This window comes from Thalassospira sp. Z349TD_5, assembly GCF_056173045.1.
Window position 1 is genome coordinate 3,097,501 of sequence record NZ_CM149654.1, and the last position, 16,888, is coordinate 3,114,388.

Genomic DNA, 16,888 nt, shown 5'->3' on the forward strand with positions numbered 1-16,888 from the left:
CTGCGTGATGTTTACAATCCGCGCAAATTGCGCGCCGGTCAGGAATTTGAACTGGTGTATTCCGGTGACACGCAAGACAGTTATGAACTGCTTGATGTTTTAAGTTTCCAGCCAGACCCAGAAACAATTGTTTCCGTCTCACGCACTGACGATGGTTTTAATGCATCGTCAGATAAGATCGAACTGACGATGGCACAGAATGTTGCGGCAGGTACGATCGAACAAAGCCTGTTCCTTGCCGCTGAACGTAACGGTGTTCCCCTGCCGGTTCTGATGGAAATGATCGAGCTTTATTCCTATGAGGTCGACTTCCAGCGCGACATCCAGCCGGGCGACAGCTTTGAAGTGATGTATCAGGAACTGAACAACGATGCCGGCGAACGCGTTCGGTATGGTGATGTTATTTACGCCAGCATGACGCTGAGCGGTCATGAAGTCCGGCTTTATTCCTATACCGACAGCCATGGCGACACCGACTTCTATAATCAGAAGGGTGAGTCTTATCGTCGTGCCCTCATGCGTACCCCGATCAACGGCGCACGCCTGTCGTCGGGGTATGGTGGTCGCAAGCATCCGGTTCTTGGCTATACCAAAATGCATAAGGGCGTCGATTTTGCCGCCCCACCGGGCACCCCGATCTTTGCAGCCGGTAACGGCAACATCGCGCGGATCGGCCCCTATAGCAGCTATGGTAACTATATCCGCATTCGTCACAATGATTCCTACTCAACTGCCTATGCCCACATGACAGGCTTTGCCAAAGGCCTGCGTCAGGGATCACGTGTTAAACAGGGCGACGTTATTGGTTATGTCGGCGCAACCGGCCGTGTCACCGGACCGCATCTGCATTATGAAATCCTCAAAGACAACGTGCAGGTCAATCCGATGCGGATCAAGATGCCAAGTGGTAAAAAGCTTAAAGACAAAGAGCTTGAGACATTTCTGGCCGACGCACAAATCCTGCGCAAGCAATATGCCGAACTGTCACTTGAAAACAGAAAGATCGCCAGCGCGGACTAAACACCATCCAACACGGCAATATATTGCCAGACAAAAGCCCGCCAAACCGGCGGGCTTTTTTGTTGGCGGCATCGCCCGGTCCTTCACGCGTTAACGTCACAGCACTGAAGTACCGACAAAAAAGCCCCTGACCAGTTGGCAGGGGCTTTTGTAACGGAACATCAAATCAACGGTGAGACTTTAAAGGTTGTTAGGCAGCATCGCGTTCAAATTGCAGCTTTGCCAAGCGCCCATAAAGCGGTGAGCTTTCGAGCAATTCTTGATGGGAGCCAATGGCAACCAGTTTACCATCATCAATCACCGCAATCCGGTCCGCATGCAGCACGGTTGCCAGACGATGGGCAATGACCAGTGTGGTGCGTTCTTTCATGATGGTTTCAAGTGCCTTTTGAACAACCTGTTCGCTTTCAGCATCAAGCGCACTGGTCGCTTCATCAAGTAACAACACCGACGGGTTGCGCAAGATCGCGCGTGCAATGGCAATACGCTGACGTTGTCCGCCCGACAATCGAACACCCTTTTCGCCAAGGAAACTGTCGAAACCCTCGGGCAAGCGTTCAAGGAATTCAGTGGCGTATGCGGCATCGGCGGCGGCACGGACGTCCTCATCGGATGCGTCCGGACGGCCATAGCGAATATTTTCCCACGCATTGGCAGCAAAGATCACCGGATCCTGCGCAACAAGCCCGATCCGTTCGCGCACCTCAACCGGGTTGGCATCGCGAATATTGACATCATCAACGCAAATGATCCCGCTGTCGGGATCATAAAACCGCAGCAAAAGCTGAAACACCGTGGTTTTTCCTGCACCTGACGGCCCGACAAGGGCAACCGTTTCGCCGCGCTTTACCTTAAGCGAAAACCCTTCAAGCGCGGAATTATCCGGTCGTGCCGGGTAATGGAACGTCACATTGTCAAAGCTGACATACCCCTGATGGGGCACTGGCAAGGCAATTGGATTTTCAGGTGCGTCGATTGACGGCTTGGTCGCCAGCAACGCCACCAGCCGTTCGGCGGCACCCGCAGCGCGCTGCAAATCCCCGATCACTTCGCTGATCGCGCCAACAGATCCGGCAACCACCACAGCATAAAAAACAAATGCAGAAAGCTCACCCGCCGAGATCGTGCCATCAAGAACATCATGCCCGCCAATCCAGAGGATCGTTCCAACCGCGCCAAACACCATGACAATGACAATGGCGGTCAAAAGAGCGCGCGCCGAGATACGTGCAACTGCGGTTTTAAAGGCGCCTTCGACGAAACCGCCAAACCGGGCACTTTCAATTTCTTCGTGGGTATAAGCCTGCACCGTGCGCAAGGCATTCAGCGTTTCTTCGGAAAAGGCGCTGACATCGGCAACCCGGTCCTGAGACTCGCGTGACAAACGCCGCACGCGCCGACCGTAACCAATGATCGGCACAACCACCAATGGCACGACAAGAAGCACAAGCGCCGTCAGCTTGGGACTGGTGATGGCCAGCATCGACAGCCCACCAATGAACATCAGGATGTTACGCAGGGCGATTGAAACACTAGACCCGATAACGGCCTGAAGCAGTGTCGTATCGGTGGTAAGCCGCGATAGAACTTCACCCGTGCGGGTAACTTCAAAAAATCCCTGATCAAGTCGGATGATATGGCGATAAACAGCCGACCGGATATCAGCGACCACACGTTCGCCAATCCACGACACCAGATAAAACCGCACATAACTTGCGCCCGCGAGCAGTACAGTCACCCCAAACAGCACAAACAGCGCACGATCAAGCAGCGTGCCATCACCTTCGGCAAAGCCCTGATCGACCAGCATGCGCAAACCATTGCCCAACGCCAATACCGTACCGGATGCCGTCACCAGCGCAAGCAGCGCCCCGACAAGCTGCAGGCGATAGGGCGCGATAAACGGCAAGATTGCCCGTAAAGAGGACATATCCCGACTTGTTTCGCGGTCGGACAATTTTGCGGAAGCAGAAGGTCTACGCGCCACGGCACCCTATCCCGTACTCAAAGGAAACACGAAAGCCGATCACAGATCAGCCAAGATCAAGTTTATGCCCGGTCTTTACAGCCAGATCGGCAGATAATTGATCGTTTAAGGTCGTGGATCCACGGGTCGAGGTCCAGGTCTCATTATCGTCGTCAAAGTCATAATGGCTGGCACCACTCACAGGTGACGAAAGCCAGACCTGACGGTTGGGACCGTGCTTATTGACGATGAATTGCTCACCCGAATCGAGTTCGATGGTCAGAATTCCTGACTGCAAATCGACGTCAATGGAGTCCCCCAGCGCGTCATCAATGGTGTCGGAGAGATTTTCAATGGTGTCGTCTGCAATCTGATGAAAGCGCGTTTCCTCAAGGGCCACAGTCCTGTTCTCCGTCTGTCATCGCGGGAAACCAAGCCCCCGCATAGGCGATAATCGTTTGTTGGCGCACCATACTATATAAAGAGTGCTGTGCAAGTATGCATAAGAACGTGCCTGCGAGAAAAGCTTGAAACGTGGGCTCTGGACTGCTAAACGACCGCGAGATCGCTACTGCACTCCCTATCTATTTACGTTAATCGGATAATTACCGGTTACAGGGGTTGCGCGAGCCGATTTTTTACACTATACACCGCGCTTCAAATTCCGGAGTGATTAGGCGATGAAAAAAGATATCCATCCCGATTACCATGAGATCACCGTTCAGATGACTGACGGCAGCAGCTTCACCACTCAGTCAACCTGGGGTAAACCTGGCGACCTGATGAAGCTCGACATCGATCCAAAAAGCCACCCGGCTTGGACTGGTGTTCACCGTCTTCTCGATAGCGGCGGGCAGCTTGCGAAATTCAAAAAGCGCTTCGCTGGTTTCAACATCGGTAATTAAGCAAAGAACACTTCTTTGTGTTCTTACGGATCAGCGCCCGCCGCATCTTCTTGATGCCGCGGGCGTTTTTCTTTGCCAGAGGACCAAATCGGCGGCTCCATCCGACAGAAAACCTGTTGAAAACCGTCAAATAATCGACTGCACCGTCATATCTGATGGTGAATCGGGCATTTTTTTGCCATAATTCACAATTCGCCGTACTGTGTCAGCATCGAATTTGCTGTCTGTTTCGGTTTGTAAGAGTTACCAGGCTTGTAAATGAACCAAGTGGCTGCGCGTAACCAGGTAAGTTATGAGGTCTATGTAAAAGACCGTTCAGGGCGTTGGCAAATCCACGCCCACTTTAGTGGTGCGCAAAAAAAGCAGGCCGAAGAAGAAGCAAAGCAGATCGAACGTGCCGCACATGTATCTGCGGTAAAGGTGATTCGCGAAGTTTACAATCACGGCACCAACAGCTCCGACGACTACGTCATTTACGAAACCCGCGACAAAGGCGGCAAAGCGTCCCCTGACAAGCAAGCCAAGGCCCCTGCGCCAAAACCTGCGAACAAACCGGCAGCGTTTGAGCAGCCTGTGGCAAATTGCGCCCCAAAAGCACAAAAACCTGCACCGGCCAAAAAACCCGTCGTAAGACACAACAGTACTCAATCTGGTGAACATGGGCTGATCGGTCTTATCCTGAAGATGGCGATCGCCTTTTGTGTTTCTATCGCGATTGGGCTCGCCGCAATGCTTGCCGCGGCAAAGGGGCTTGAATATCTGCCCAGTATGGGTGTTACCATTAGTCAGGGCTTCTACGACAAGGCCAACTTCGTCTCCTTTACCGTCGGCTTCCTTGCCAGCGTCGTACCGATGCTGATGTCGGTTACCAAAAAATACAAAGGTAACGGCAGAAACCCGTCATCAGCACGAACATCACAACCGAACCAGCGCAGCGTAAAAGCGGCTCAATCGCGCGGCCATGGATCGTTTGGAGGGTATAACTCCTCGGAAATGTCTGGATCGAAGAAGTCGGCTGCCGAGCTTGCCGCTGAAATCAGCGAAAACGATGTCCCGCAGGATAGCGAGAACACCGATCCGGTATCACCCGAGGATAACGCCAACGGCAACGAAACCGTACAGAGCGACGATATTCCTGATGCACCGCTTGTCGAAACGCCCGATATGCGTAAGACCCGCGACAAAATGAAGGCATTTATCTCCGGCTCAATGCGCGCAATTCGCAAAAATGTCCCCAATCTGGATGCCTATCACAAATTCGGTGTGAACCTTTATGTCGCCGGGGCATGTGATGCATGCAGTGAAAAGAATGCTCTTCAGCAAAAAGATGGCCGCGCGGTTCTACGTGATTGCATTACGGCCCTTGGTGCCAACAAAGGCATGGCAGACACGTTTTGCAAGAATGTAGACAACTACATCCTTGAGCCGAAATATAAGGACATGTATGGCGCAGGACGCCAATCCATGGCCTCTTATATCGAAGATGAAACCAGCATAAATGTATCCGTCTCAAAGGCACTGGAAAGCTGGAGCGAAAAGCCCGCCGCCGGGCCGCAAGGTACTGCTGGAAAAAAACTGCATGCGCTGATGTTCACCGATATCGTCAATTCGACCCAGAAAACACAGGAACTGGGAGATCACGGCGCGCAGCAAATGGTCCATATCCATAACCAGATCGTACGGACGGCCTTGATCAATAACTATGGCAAGGAAGTCAAACATATGGGTGACGGCATCATGGCCGTCTTCCCGTCTTCGGCAAGCTCCGTTGAAGCCGCAATTGAAATCCAGAAAAACATGGCGTCACATAACGCCAGTCAGGACCTGAAATTCCAGATCCGGATCGGGATTAATAGTGGCGAGGCCATTGCCGAAGAAAATGATCTGTTTGGGACTGTCGTTCAGCTTGCCGCACGCGTTTGCGCCCAAGCTGGCGGGGACGAAATTCTGGTGTCCCAGAACACCAAGAACACCTATGCTGGCAGTCGCGCCAACTTTACCTCTCAGGGCACACGTACGATGAAGGGCTTTGCCGAGCCAATAGAAGTGTTTTCCGCGACCTCACGCATCTAAGCAGCTCACCCACCAAGCCCCTCTTTCCGCAGACATATTTCTAACCGCCCTCCATGCTCATGCACAGGCTGTTTAACCGTGTATGGGAGGAGGCCCCGTCTTAGGGTGTTTGTTGGGGGAGAAACCGGGATATCAGGCATTGCACCGCGCAGCCACCTGAAGCTCCATCCGTGCCGCGCGCATATAAAGCCCATGGGCGCGTTCCATAAGATCAAGCAACTCTGGCGACAGGAATGCACATTGTGCGCATTGATCATCAATGCAGACCCGAAGATCGGTCATGAGATTGTCCGTATCAACGGCTTCGTCCCAGTCTATTTCACCGGCCTCAACCGCCCGCACTGTCAAAAGCCACCCCATCGCGCGGATCAAACGCGTTGTCATACGCATTTCTTCCAAGCATTGCGTCATGGCGTCAACAGATCGCCCCGGTTTTCCGCGATTTTTTCTATGTGCAGAAAGGTAATTTCGTGCCTCCACAAGCAAGGTGAAGGCCTCATCATAGGTTCGCGAAAAATGAACGACTGCGAAATTGCTTTTGTAGGACGCCTGACCTGACGCCGCTGGGTGCTCTTGGTCCATTTAAAGTATATTGGAAAGACACAGGCATGCTTCAAGGATCGTTCTATTGAGCACCAAATAGAAAGACCGCCCTTTTTAGGGCGGCCTCACCTCAACCTGCTAAACTTGCCGGACTTTTTTTAAGTTTTGTTCTTCTTGTGCGCGAACATTAGCCAGCGGTTCATAAGCGGTCAAGGCTATTAATTGCACAATTGTGACAATACGTATTAACCCGTATGTCCCTGCGCGATCTTTCTCACATGGGACAAGCCCGCTTACACAAGCAATTCACTAATCAACTAAACAAAAAGAACCGCCCTAATGAAGGGCGGTCCAGTTTAACAGGGAGGCATCGAAACATCACGTTCGACAAGGGGTCAACAAGTGACCCGTATTCCATATATAAGACCGCAAGTTTAAATTTCAATTAACCCAAGGTTTAAAAATTCATCCTTACGTCTAATAAACGGTGACACCTGATACGCACAACATGCACCGGGCAAGACCACGGTCAAATGATTGCTTGAAACGAGGACCTTGTCTGCTTTGCTAGACAGGTCGATATTGCCATCAGGACTTAAACAGCGCCTGTGCCCCGGCCAACGCACCTTCACGGTGTGAAAGCGCATACTCGACATTGGCAATCTCTTGTTCCAACGCGGTGCGATAGGCATGCAAACTGTCTACAGACATGCCTTCAAGATTGCGTGGCAAACCAAATTCTTTCGCCTTCGCGGCTACCAGATCATCCTCGTTCACGACCATCCTCCATTAAATTGCTGCGAACATCATACCTGCACGCGTTCGTTGATTTAAGGGTTTGTTGGTTTTCCCAGCCGTCTTTTACCGTTATGAGATAGGCACAAATGTTTCCATTCGCCACGGAGGTCGCTATGTCACAGTCCGATTTGCAAAAGCCCGACTTGCCCAAACACATGCAGGCCATCGAAATACGCAACGACCGTGAAAAGCCTTATTTGGCATTGGGGGAAACGGCCCTGCCCGAATTTGGACCAGAAGACGTTCTGGTGCGTGTTCGCGCAAGCGGGGTCAACCGCCCTGATCTGATGCAGGTTGCGGGCATGTACCCGCCACCAGCCGGTGCATCCTCAATTGTCGGGTTGGAACTGGCCGGTGAAATCGTTGCCGTCGGTGCAGATGTCACGAACTGGCAGATTGGCGACACAGTCTGCGCCTTGGTGACCGGCGGTGGCTATGCCCAATATGCTGCGCTACCCGCCGCACAGTGCCTTCCGGTGCCAAACGGGCTTAGCATGGTTGAGGCCGCGGGCCTTCCCGAGACGTTCTTTACCGTCTGGCACAATCTGTTTGACAAGGCCGGTTTGAGCGCGGGCGAAACATTGCTTGTGCACGGCGGGACGTCGGGCATTGGCACAACCGCCATTCAGTTGGCCAAGGCATTTGGTGTCAAAGTCATCACGACCGCCGGAACTGACGAGAAATGTCAGGCCTGCCGGGAACTTGGCGCCGATATCGCCATCAATTACAAAACCCACGACTTTGTCGAAGAAGTCAAAACCGCCACCGATGGCAAAGGCGCAAACGTCATCCTTGATATGGTTGCGGGCGATTATGTCAGTCGCAACTTCAAGGCAGCCGCCGTCGAAGCCCGTATTCTGATTATTGCTTTCCTGAATGGTCCAAAGGCCGAAACCAACTTCACCCCGCTATTGCTTAAACGCCTGACCCTGATGGGATCAACACTGCGCGCACAGCCGGTGGCAAACAAAGGTGCGATTGCACAAAGCCTGCGTGAAAAGGTATGGCCATTGATTGAGTCGGGCAAAATCGCACCGGTGATTTATAAAACATTGCCGCTTTGTGATGCCAATGACGCCCACGCGATTTTGAAGGGTGGCGCCCATGTCGGAAAAGTGATACTTGAGGTGTAGATTGAGGCACTTTCAATCGCTTACGGATAACGGTTGGCACGTAAAGTCTGACCGATCTTGGGTGACAGTCCATAGATTGCGGCACGCGGAAGAAATATTCTTTTGGTAAACCCGCAACAGATTGTTGCATTTAACCGCACATTGATCGAAAAGAACGCTGTGGCGGGTCCGTTGATGCGCGGCAACACTCGTGGTTGCCTTCGCAGCATTGCCGGATCACCAAAAGAGATTATATTCTGGGGCATACATTCCTGCGTATTTGGGCTTAGACCCATCGCCGGTCTCCAGAGAGATAAAAGGAAACTAGGAGGAATTATGGCACAGCCCCTCATGCCCAAAGCAACCGCTGTATGGCTTATCGACAATACCGGCTTGTCGTTCCGGCAGATTGCTGCCTTTACCGAACTGCACGAGCTGGAAATTCAGGCCATTGCCGACGGTGACGTCAGTCAGGGCATTGTTGGCCGTGACCCGGTCGCCAACAGCCAATTGACCCAGGAAGAAATCACGCGTTGCGAACAAGACCCGCGTGCTCTTTTGAAAATGGCCAAAAGCGATTTGCCGCGCCCGCGCGCGCAGTCCAAAGGTGCCCGTTACACCCCGGTTTCCAAGCGCCAGGATCGCCCGAATGCGATCGCTTGGCTGCTTAAGCATCACCCGGAATTGTCAGATGCACAGGTTTGCAAACTGATCGGTACCACCAAGGACACGATCGGCAAAATCCGTGACAAGAGCCACTGGAACTCAGCAAACCTTGCACCGCGTAACCCGGTGACAATGGGCCTTTGCACCGAACTTGACCTTGAAAAACAGGTCGTGATCGCGCGTTCCAAAAATCCAGAAAAGATTGTCACCAACGTCGAGCCCGATCCGCTGCCAGAAGAGTTGCAGATCAATCCGGAACCAGATTTCCCGGGCAAGAAAAAAAGCGACAAGAAAGAAGACCTCAAGACTTCCGATTACATGGAAGCCGCGGAAAACCTCTTCCGTTCCTGATTTCTTTCAAAAGGCCGCCTTTTACAGGCGGCCTTTTTTCTTTGAGCCGTCCCACAAAAAGTGCGTATGATTTGTTTCATATGAACGCCGTTAAACTGTAACGGAACCGACATGCGCGCAGCATACCATGCGCCAGCTTTTCAGACGAACAACACCGAAGAAACGTTTCCATGCAAAAACGTCCAACCGAACGCCAAGCTGGCATTGTTGAACTTGTTCGCGCCGATGGTTTTCGCACCATCGAGCAATTGGCAGAACGCTTTGACGTCACACCACAAACGATCCGACGGGATGTAAACGCCCTGTGTGAAGAAGGCCTCTTGCGCCGCCGCCATGGCGGCGTTGAACCCGCCCTTGAACATGAAAACATCGCCTATCGGGCGCGCAAGGTTCTCAACGTTAACGAAAAACGTAAAATTGCGGCACTGGTTGCACGTGCGATTCCCGACGAAGCATCGCTGTTCTTTTCCATTGGTACCACACCGGAACTGGTGGCAAGCGCGCTGCTGCAACATCGCAATTTACGGATATTTACCAACAATCTGAATGTTGCCTATGTTGCGGCAACCAATGACAGTTTTGACGTTACCCTAATCGGTGGACGCTTGCGCAACCGTGACCGGGACGTGCTTGGCCCCGAAGTCGAAGAGTTCTTTAACAGCTACAAAGTTGATTACGGTATCTTTGGGGTCGGCGGAATTGAAAGCGACGGCAGTCTGCTTGATTTCGACGAACAGGAAGTCCGTGCCCGGTCCGCCATCCTGAAGAATTCGCGCAAAAACTATCTGGTTGCGGATCACACCAAGTTTGGACGCAATGCGGTTGTTCGCGGCGGTTCGATCACACAGGTTACCGCATTCTTTACCGACCGCCTGCCGCCTGATCACATCTCACAGATGATCTCAAAGGCCGGAGTTGATCTTCACATCCCCGAAGCAAACGCCGATTTCCCGACCTTTTTCATGCCAAACGACGATAGCTAAGGTCCTCCCTTCTCGCTCTTGGTATCGAACGTAACGGCACGCACAAAGAAACACCCGTCATTGGGAAAATGACGGGTGTTTCTTTGTGCAAGCAAGGTGAAGGAGCTTGCGTTATTTGGCGTAACCGATCTCTTTAAGCGCATCAGCAATTTCTGGCAAAATCGCCGGATCATCAATCGTCGCCGGGGTGTTGTAACTTTCCCCATCAGCAATCGACCGCATTGTTTTACGCAGTATTTTACCCGACCGGGTTTTGGGTAACCGATCCACAATCGTTGCCTGCTTGAATGCCGCCACCGGGCCGATCTGATCGCGGACCATCGCAACAATTTCAGCAATGATTGTATCGTGCGGTCGGGTCACCCCGGATTTCAGCACCACAAAGCCCAGCGGCAATTGCCCCTTAAGATCATCATGCACACCAATGACCGCACATTCGGCAACATCCTGATGGCCTGACAGAACTTCTTCCATGCCGCCCGTCAACAAACGATGCCCGGCGACATTGATAATGTCATCGGTACGCGACATGACATAGATATAGCCATCTTCATCAATAAAGCCGGCATCCCCGGTGGCGTAATATCCCGGGAATTCTTCCAGATAGGATGATTTAAATCGTTCTTCGTTCTGCCAAAGCGTCGGCAATGTTCCCGGCGGCAACGGCAACTTGGCAACCAATGCGCCAATCTTGCCCCGTTCAAGGCAATTGCCGCCTTCGTCCACCACCTGAACATCCCAGCCACAGACAGCAACCGTCGGTGACCCATATTTAATTGGCAGCAATTCGACCCCGCGCGGATTGGCACAAATCGGCCAGCCGGTTTCGGTCTGCCACCAATGATCAATCACCGGCACACCCAGACTTTTCTCCGCCCATTGCAGGGTATCGGGATCGGAACGCTCCCCGGCCAGATAAAGCGCTTCAAAACAGCTTAGATCGTAATCGCCCATCAGCTTTGCATTGGGATCATCACGCTTGATCGCACGAAAGGCCGTTGGGGCCGTAAACAGCACCTTGACCTGATGCTGTGAAATCACCCGCCAAAACGCACCGGCATCAGGTGTTCCAACCGGTTTTCCTTCATACATGATCGTCGTACAGCCTGCCAAAAGCGGCGCATAGACAATGTATGAATGACCGACCACCCAACCCACATCTGATGCCGCCCAATAGACATCACCGGCCTCAACGCCATAGATATTCTTCATCGACCAATGCAGTGCGACCATATGTCCGCCGTTGTCACGCACAACGCCCTTTGGCTGCCCCGTGGTTCCCGACGTATAAAGGATATAAAGCGGATCGGTGGCCGCGACTGGCACACAGTCTGCTGGGGCAGCCTTGGCACATTCAACAACCCAGTCATAATCCCGACCATCTTGCATCGGTGCCTCGCATTGCGAACGCTGAAACAGCAAAACACTCTCGGGTTTATGATCGGCACGCTCGATCGCGCGATCAAGAAGCGGCTTATACTCAATCACCCGACTTCCTTCGACGCCGCAACTGGCCGCCATAACCAGTTTTGGTTTTGCATCATTAAAGCGCGTTGCCAGCTCGTTGGCGGCAAAGCCCCCGAACACAACGGAATGGATCGCCCCGATCCGCGCACAGGCCAGCATTGCCATCGCGGCCTGCGGGATCATCGGCATATAGATAATCACCCGGTCGCCTTTGGTCACACCGCGTGCCTGCAACGCCCCGGCAAGACGCGCAACCTCGTCGCGCAAACGGGTATAGGTGAATGTTTCAACTGTGGACGTTACTGGGCTGTCATAAATCAGGGCCGCCTGATCACCGCGTCCGTCTTCGATATGCCGATCCAGCGCGTTGAAGCAGGTATTGACCTCGCCACCGCTGAACCATCGATAAAATGGGGCGTTACTGTCATCGAGAACCCGATCCCACTTTTTATACCAGGACAGTTTCTGGGCGGCTTCGGCCCAGAATTCTTCCGAGTGGGTCATCGAACGATCATAGAGTTCCTGATAGCGACCGGTCATAGGCAAAACGTCCTCCCGCAAAGTTGGGTCTGATGCCCAAATGGTATGCGTCTGTGTGGCGCGCAGTCCCCTGACCGATAAATTAAACGGTGACAATCAGGTCAGAGGGCAGTTGAACTGGCATGCGCCAATAAATCGGCATCATAATACCGATTTAATCTCCAATTACCCCTTAGACATTGGTAGAGAGCCAAAAATCCGCAGAAACGTGCAGATTATTATTACTCCAAAACACCTGTCATTTGGCCGGCGTGATCTAGGTGCGTCGGCCTCACCGTATATTTGGGGAGGATTAGGGTCTGAACCAAATTGAATGTTTGAAAGACGCCCACGAGAATGCCGCCTCACGTCGTGGGCGACAGTCGGAGGCGGCAAAAGATAAAGGATTGGATTTTACGAGGTCGCTACACCGTCAGCACTGGCACGTTCACGCTGATCATCACGTGATTACGGCCATGCCCGGACGGCTAATGGGTTATTCGGTTTATCTCGTCCTTGATTTCAAGCTTGCGACGTTTAATGTCTGCGACAAGGGAATCATCTGGCGCCGGTCGGCGCTGCTCGTGATGGAGGTCCTGCTCAAGTGCAGCGTGTTTGGCAGTTAGAGCTTCGATATGGCTTTGAACGCTCATTCGCCTACTCCTTATATCTGACATTGCCCACAAGAAGATGGTATTAATTTTGTAACATGATTTCCAGTGTTTCAATCATCATCGTGAACAAGAACACAGTCCAGCAAGGATCGGCATGACGCAAAAAGATCGACTTATCATTGGCATAACCGGTGCTTCCGGGGTGATTTACGGCATACGTTTTTTGCAGTTGCTCAAAAACACGCCGATTGAAACCCATCTGGTTCTTTCCAAGGCGGCCGAGCGTACCATCGCCTATGAAACCGATTACAAAATTCGCGAAATCAAGGACATGGCAGACGTGCTGCATGACAATGCGGACATTGGGGCCCCGATTGCGTCGGGGTCATTCCGGGTGCGCGGCATGGTGATCGCCCCTTGCTCGATGAAGTCATTGGCCGAGGTCGCAAGCGGAGTCGCAGATAATTTGATCGCACGGGCTGCTGATGTGATGCTTAAGGAACGCCGTCGTTTGGTCCTGATGGCGCGCGAAACCCCGCTGCATGCCGGACATATCCGCAACATGGCGCAAGCCACTGAAAACGGTGCGATTATCGCCCCACCCGTTCCGGCCTTTTATGCCCGCCCGACATCCCTTGATGAGATGGTCACCCAAAGCTGCGGACGGATTCTTGATCTGTTTGACATTGATCTGCCCGAAACCGCACGCTGGGGCGATGAAGATGCCCAAAACCACATCCCCGTTACCGGCAAGCCGCGAAACCGCGAATAACCTCGGGCCGCGACGCAGTATGGTTTGCATCGCACCGATGTGCGCAACACCAGCGTATCAGCGCAACCCCATCAATAGACAAAGCTGATCAAACGCATCATCACATTCCGCCTGCGTCAAATCAAAGCGGTTTGGCGATAAATAGGCATGGGCCGCCGCCAGCGGGTCAGTGGCCTCAATCGTTTCAACCGCGTCGCACAGGATATGCTGTTCAATGCGTTCGGCCTGCAATTCGTCTGATTTGACTTTCTGACGTAAGGCCTGCGCTGTTTCGCGGGGTTGATTTTTCAAATAGCGCCGCGTTTGGCGCAACGGAATAATGACCTTGTCGCGCCAATCCTTCACCGCCATTTCAAGTGCCGAAATGCTATGTGGTGCACGCCCTTTCTGTCCCAGATAGAACATGAACAGCATCATGTTCACATCCAGTCCACATCGTTCCTGAAGGGTCAAAAATAATGGTGCGACCCCGTCACGGCCATACATCTCGACCGTAAAACGCCAGACATCTTCATGGTCCATCAAAAACCCAACCTGTTTGTTTTTTGTTTTCTTTAACGTGCTTTGCGGTGGTGTGGTGATCACACCGTCTTTGCCGTGCGTGCAATCTTTGGCGGCTGCCCGATATAGGCCCCAAGTCCCTTGGCCGTTGAAACCATTGTCCCTGCGGTATCAACCAGGCGCGGGCCAACAATAACATCCTTCATCGCAACATCGATCACTTTGCGTTTCGACCATGCGACAACACGGTCAAATTTCTGATCGGCGATCAGGTCAACCGCATGCACACCAAAGGCCGATGCAATCACCCGATCACGTGGGGATGGAATGCCGCCGCGCTGGACATGGCCCAGAACCGTCACACGTGTTTCCCAGCCTGTCCGCGCGCCCAACTCATCGGCCAACCAATGACCAATGCCGCCATATCGGGCCTTTTGGCCGTCATTGCCCTGTGTCACTGCCGCACCATCATCGCGTTTGACGGCCTCGGCAACAATCACCAAGGCATGATTGCGTCCACGTTTACGAATGTTCAGACAATGCTCGGTCAGCGCATCAAGATCATAATCCATTTCCGGGATCAGGATGGCATCGGCACCGCCCGCAACCCCGGCAAACAGCGCAATATGCCCTGCATCGCGCCCCATGACCTCAAGGATCATGATCCGGTCGTGGGATGCTGCGGTTGGCTGCAACCGATCAAGCGCCTCGACCGCAACATTAACCGCCGTGGTAAAGCCCACCGAATATTCGGTCAGTGCCAGATCGTTATCGATGGTTTTGGGAATCCCGACCAGATTGATGCCGCCCTTTATGGCCAGCCGATGCAGGATTTCCATGCTGCCATCCCCACCAACCCCAATCAGCGCATCCAGCCCCAAAGTGCGATAACCTCTAATCACGTCATCGGAACGGTCGGCAAAGCTGCCATCTGGCATGGGATAGTTAAACGGGTCGCCCTTGTTAATCGTGCCAAGGATCGTCCCGCCCATGCGCAGCATCGCGTCATTATTGACCTGATCATTCAGATCAACTGCCTGTGGCGGGTCCTGCATCAAACCGTGCGCACCCTGACGGATACCAATCACGTCCCAGCCATAGCCAAGCACCGCACGACGCACCACAGCAAGAATGACGGCATTCAACCCTGCACAGTCGCCACCGCTGGTCAAAATTCCGATCCGCATGCACTTTCCTCCGGCTATCGGCAGATTTGTTTTTAAAGGTGGTACAAATCATATGGGTCCACTATCTGATATCTGTTAATATCATTGTCCCTTCGCGTTGATTATTAAGCTGGATCAAAAATGGACGAAATCAATCAGATCGAGATTGAAAAGAGACTGATGTCGTTACGCGAGGAACACCGGGATCTCGATATTGCCATCGAACAAATGGTTGTCGCCCCGCATCATGACCAGCTTCGTCTGGGCCGCATGAAAAAGCGCAAACTCGCCTTAAAAGACGAAATTCGCTACGTCGAGTCGCAGCTTGTTCCGGATATTATTGCCTGATTTTGGCACCTGTTTCAGCCTGCTCCGAAAATTAACCACCTAGGCTTAGGTCCTGTCTCGCGCGAACCAAATGTTTGACGCATTTGGTGTCTGGCGTATGTTTTGTCACGGTGGGCAGGTGATGAAATGCGATGGTGGGCTGGGTAATCTGCACGGTAATCGACCGGTCACGGCACCTTCGATCATATCCCGAAGGGGATACGTTCAAGCTGTGCCAGACGCATTTCTTTTTCCGCACGTAATGCGAAATCGGCCGCATTCAATGCTGAAGTTGCGGTATCGCCATTGCGCGCCTGATAAATGCCAAAGACCGGCTTTACGGCGATGAACTTACCCTTGTGCGAAAACGGTGACTGATTGATCTGTCGGACAACCGCATCAATACGCAAACGCGTATCGTCTTTATCAACGTTATAAAGCAGGGCGGCGAAATCATTACAGCCCAAATACCCAAGGTGATGGGGCGACATGATGAAATCGGCCATGATCTGATGGACATACTTGAACAGGCCGTCTTTGCATTCCTGTCCATGACGTTGCAGAATCTCGTCGATGTTTGACAGCTCACACACAAGCAGCATGCGTATTGTTCTGTCCGTGCCCTGAACCGCCATTTCATTTTCAAGAATTTGCATAAAGGCGGGTCGGCTCATCGCACCCGTGAATGGATCGCGCCCCTCAGACCGGGCAAGATAGGCCTGATGTTTCTTAAGGTCCGACAGATTTTCACTCAAACCATTGATGCGCACCATCAACCGGCCAATCGCCTGTTCAACCGCAGGCGTCACTTGACTATCGGGAATGCCCAGAACATTGGCCATGTCTGGCGTATGAAACGGTTGATCATCAACTGCGTCGGGCAGGTTGCCAGTATCAATATCAACTTCGTGATGCTGATGCATGGACGAACGACGACGCACGGCGTCCTTGCCATAGGCAAACGCGGTATATTGATTTGATGAATACCTTCCATCGCCTGCCCCCATGGATGGGATCGTCGATGGGGGCCGTGTGACTTTCATGTCTGACCTTCCCGTGCTACGTGCACAGTTATATAAGCAATAAGTAAACAATAAATCAAAAG

General features: G+C 52.6%; 17 protein-coding genes (1 of these 17 cut by a window edge). 8 read left to right on the forward strand and 9 right to left on the reverse strand.

Annotation, left to right across the window (positions count from 1 at the left end; translation table 11 throughout):
- Window positions 1-1,020 carry the 3' portion of a peptidoglycan DD-metalloendopeptidase family protein gene (locus AC0VXT_RS14360; RefSeq protein WP_475545965.1) on the forward strand. The gene continues 282 nt to the left of window position 1, outside the view, so 1,020 of the gene's 1,302 nt are visible here — the last part of the coding sequence; its start codon lies off the left edge, out of view; it ends in the stop codon at window positions 1,018-1,020.
- Window positions 1,021-1,210: 190 nt separating this feature from the next.
- Here AC0VXT_RS14360 and AC0VXT_RS14365 read toward each other — a convergent pair whose 3' ends face one another.
- Entirely contained in the window at window positions 1,211-3,007 is a 1,797-nt protein-coding gene (locus AC0VXT_RS14365; RefSeq protein WP_475545966.1) for an ABC transporter transmembrane domain-containing protein, read from the reverse strand.
- A 46-nt stretch (window positions 3,008-3,053) separates the two neighbouring features.
- Window positions 3,054-3,386 (reverse strand): iron donor protein CyaY, encoded by a 333-nt coding sequence (cyaY, locus tag AC0VXT_RS14370; protein WP_022733133.1) that lies wholly within the window; start codon window positions 3,384-3,386, stop codon window positions 3,054-3,056.
- A gap of 280 nt (window positions 3,387-3,666) precedes the next feature.
- On the opposite strand from cyaY, the gene rpmE reads away from it, so the two are divergent.
- Window positions 3,667-3,891: a 50S ribosomal protein L31 gene (gene rpmE, locus AC0VXT_RS14375; RefSeq protein WP_022733132.1), complete on the forward strand. Its 225-nt coding sequence runs from the start codon at window positions 3,667-3,669 to the stop codon at window positions 3,889-3,891.
- Window positions 3,892-4,149: 258 nt separating this feature from the next.
- Window positions 4,150-5,964: an adenylate/guanylate cyclase domain-containing protein gene (locus AC0VXT_RS14380; RefSeq protein WP_475545967.1), complete on the forward strand. Its 1,815-nt coding sequence runs from the start codon at window positions 4,150-4,152 to the stop codon at window positions 5,962-5,964.
- A 132-nt stretch (window positions 5,965-6,096) separates the two neighbouring features.
- Here AC0VXT_RS14380 and AC0VXT_RS14385 read toward each other — a convergent pair whose 3' ends face one another.
- The gene (locus AC0VXT_RS14385; RefSeq protein WP_475545968.1) at window positions 6,097-6,546 is read right to left on the reverse strand and encodes a DUF1465 family protein; all 450 of its coding nucleotides are present in this window, start codon (window positions 6,544-6,546) and stop codon (window positions 6,097-6,099) included.
- 549 nt (window positions 6,547-7,095) lie between these two features.
- Window positions 7,096-7,290: a DUF1192 domain-containing protein gene (locus AC0VXT_RS14390; RefSeq protein WP_475545969.1), complete on the reverse strand. Its 195-nt coding sequence runs from the start codon at window positions 7,288-7,290 to the stop codon at window positions 7,096-7,098.
- Between the two features lie 128 nt (window positions 7,291-7,418).
- Between AC0VXT_RS14390 and AC0VXT_RS14395 the strand changes: the two genes are divergently transcribed.
- The 3 genes from AC0VXT_RS14395 (at window position 7,419) to AC0VXT_RS14405 (ending at window position 10,417) form a co-directional block, all read left to right on the forward strand.
- Window positions 7,419-8,438, forward strand: a complete 1,020-nt coding sequence (locus AC0VXT_RS14395; RefSeq protein ID WP_475545970.1) for an NAD(P)H-quinone oxidoreductase — start codon at window positions 7,419-7,421, stop codon at window positions 8,436-8,438.
- A gap of 315 nt (window positions 8,439-8,753) precedes the next feature.
- Entirely contained in the window at window positions 8,754-9,434 is a 681-nt protein-coding gene (locus tag AC0VXT_RS14400) for a DUF1013 domain-containing protein (RefSeq protein WP_022733126.1), read from the forward strand.
- A 170-nt stretch (window positions 9,435-9,604) separates the two neighbouring features.
- The gene (locus tag AC0VXT_RS14405) at window positions 9,605-10,417 is read left to right on the forward strand and encodes a DeoR/GlpR family DNA-binding transcription regulator (RefSeq protein ID WP_276650644.1); all 813 of its coding nucleotides are present in this window, start codon (window positions 9,605-9,607) and stop codon (window positions 10,415-10,417) included.
- A 111-nt stretch (window positions 10,418-10,528) separates the two neighbouring features.
- On the opposite strand, the gene AC0VXT_RS14410 is transcribed toward AC0VXT_RS14405, so the two are convergent.
- Together AC0VXT_RS14410 and AC0VXT_RS14415 are read right to left on the reverse strand one after the other, a co-directional pair.
- Window positions 10,529-12,424, reverse strand: a complete 1,896-nt coding sequence (locus AC0VXT_RS14410; protein ID WP_475545971.1) for a propionyl-CoA synthetase — start codon at window positions 12,422-12,424, stop codon at window positions 10,529-10,531.
- A 467-nt stretch (window positions 12,425-12,891) separates the two neighbouring features.
- Window positions 12,892-13,056 carry a YdcH family protein gene (locus tag AC0VXT_RS14415; RefSeq protein ID WP_081649532.1) on the reverse strand — a complete coding sequence of 55 codons (165 nt, stop codon included), beginning with the start codon at window positions 13,054-13,056 and terminating at the stop codon, window positions 12,892-12,894.
- 115 nt (window positions 13,057-13,171) lie between these two features.
- On the opposite strand from AC0VXT_RS14415, the gene AC0VXT_RS14420 reads away from it, so the two are divergent.
- Window positions 13,172-13,789, forward strand: coding sequence for a UbiX family flavin prenyltransferase (locus tag AC0VXT_RS14420; protein ID WP_101299938.1), 618 nt, complete (start codon window positions 13,172-13,174; stop codon window positions 13,787-13,789).
- Window positions 13,790-13,846: 57 nt separating this feature from the next.
- Here AC0VXT_RS14420 and AC0VXT_RS14425 read toward each other — a convergent pair whose 3' ends face one another.
- Window positions 13,847-14,311, reverse strand: a complete 465-nt coding sequence (locus AC0VXT_RS14425) for a TIGR02444 family protein (protein ID WP_475545972.1) — start codon at window positions 14,309-14,311, stop codon at window positions 13,847-13,849.
- A gap of 59 nt (window positions 14,312-14,370) precedes the next feature.
- The gene (locus AC0VXT_RS14430) at window positions 14,371-15,477 is read right to left on the reverse strand and encodes an ATP-dependent 6-phosphofructokinase (protein WP_475545973.1); all 1,107 of its coding nucleotides are present in this window, start codon (window positions 15,475-15,477) and stop codon (window positions 14,371-14,373) included.
- Window positions 15,478-15,597: 120 nt separating this feature from the next.
- Between AC0VXT_RS14430 and AC0VXT_RS14435 the strand changes: the two genes are divergently transcribed.
- A complete protein-coding gene (locus tag AC0VXT_RS14435; protein ID WP_022733119.1) occupies window positions 15,598-15,804 on the forward strand; it encodes a YdcH family protein in 207 nt (68 codons plus the stop codon).
- Window positions 15,805-15,986: 182 nt separating this feature from the next.
- Here the strand turns inward: AC0VXT_RS14435 and AC0VXT_RS14440 are convergent, their stop codons facing one another.
- Window positions 15,987-16,826, reverse strand: a complete 840-nt coding sequence (locus AC0VXT_RS14440; protein ID WP_475545974.1) for a GGDEF domain-containing protein — start codon at window positions 16,824-16,826, stop codon at window positions 15,987-15,989.
- Window positions 16,827-16,888 lie beyond the last annotated feature (62 nt).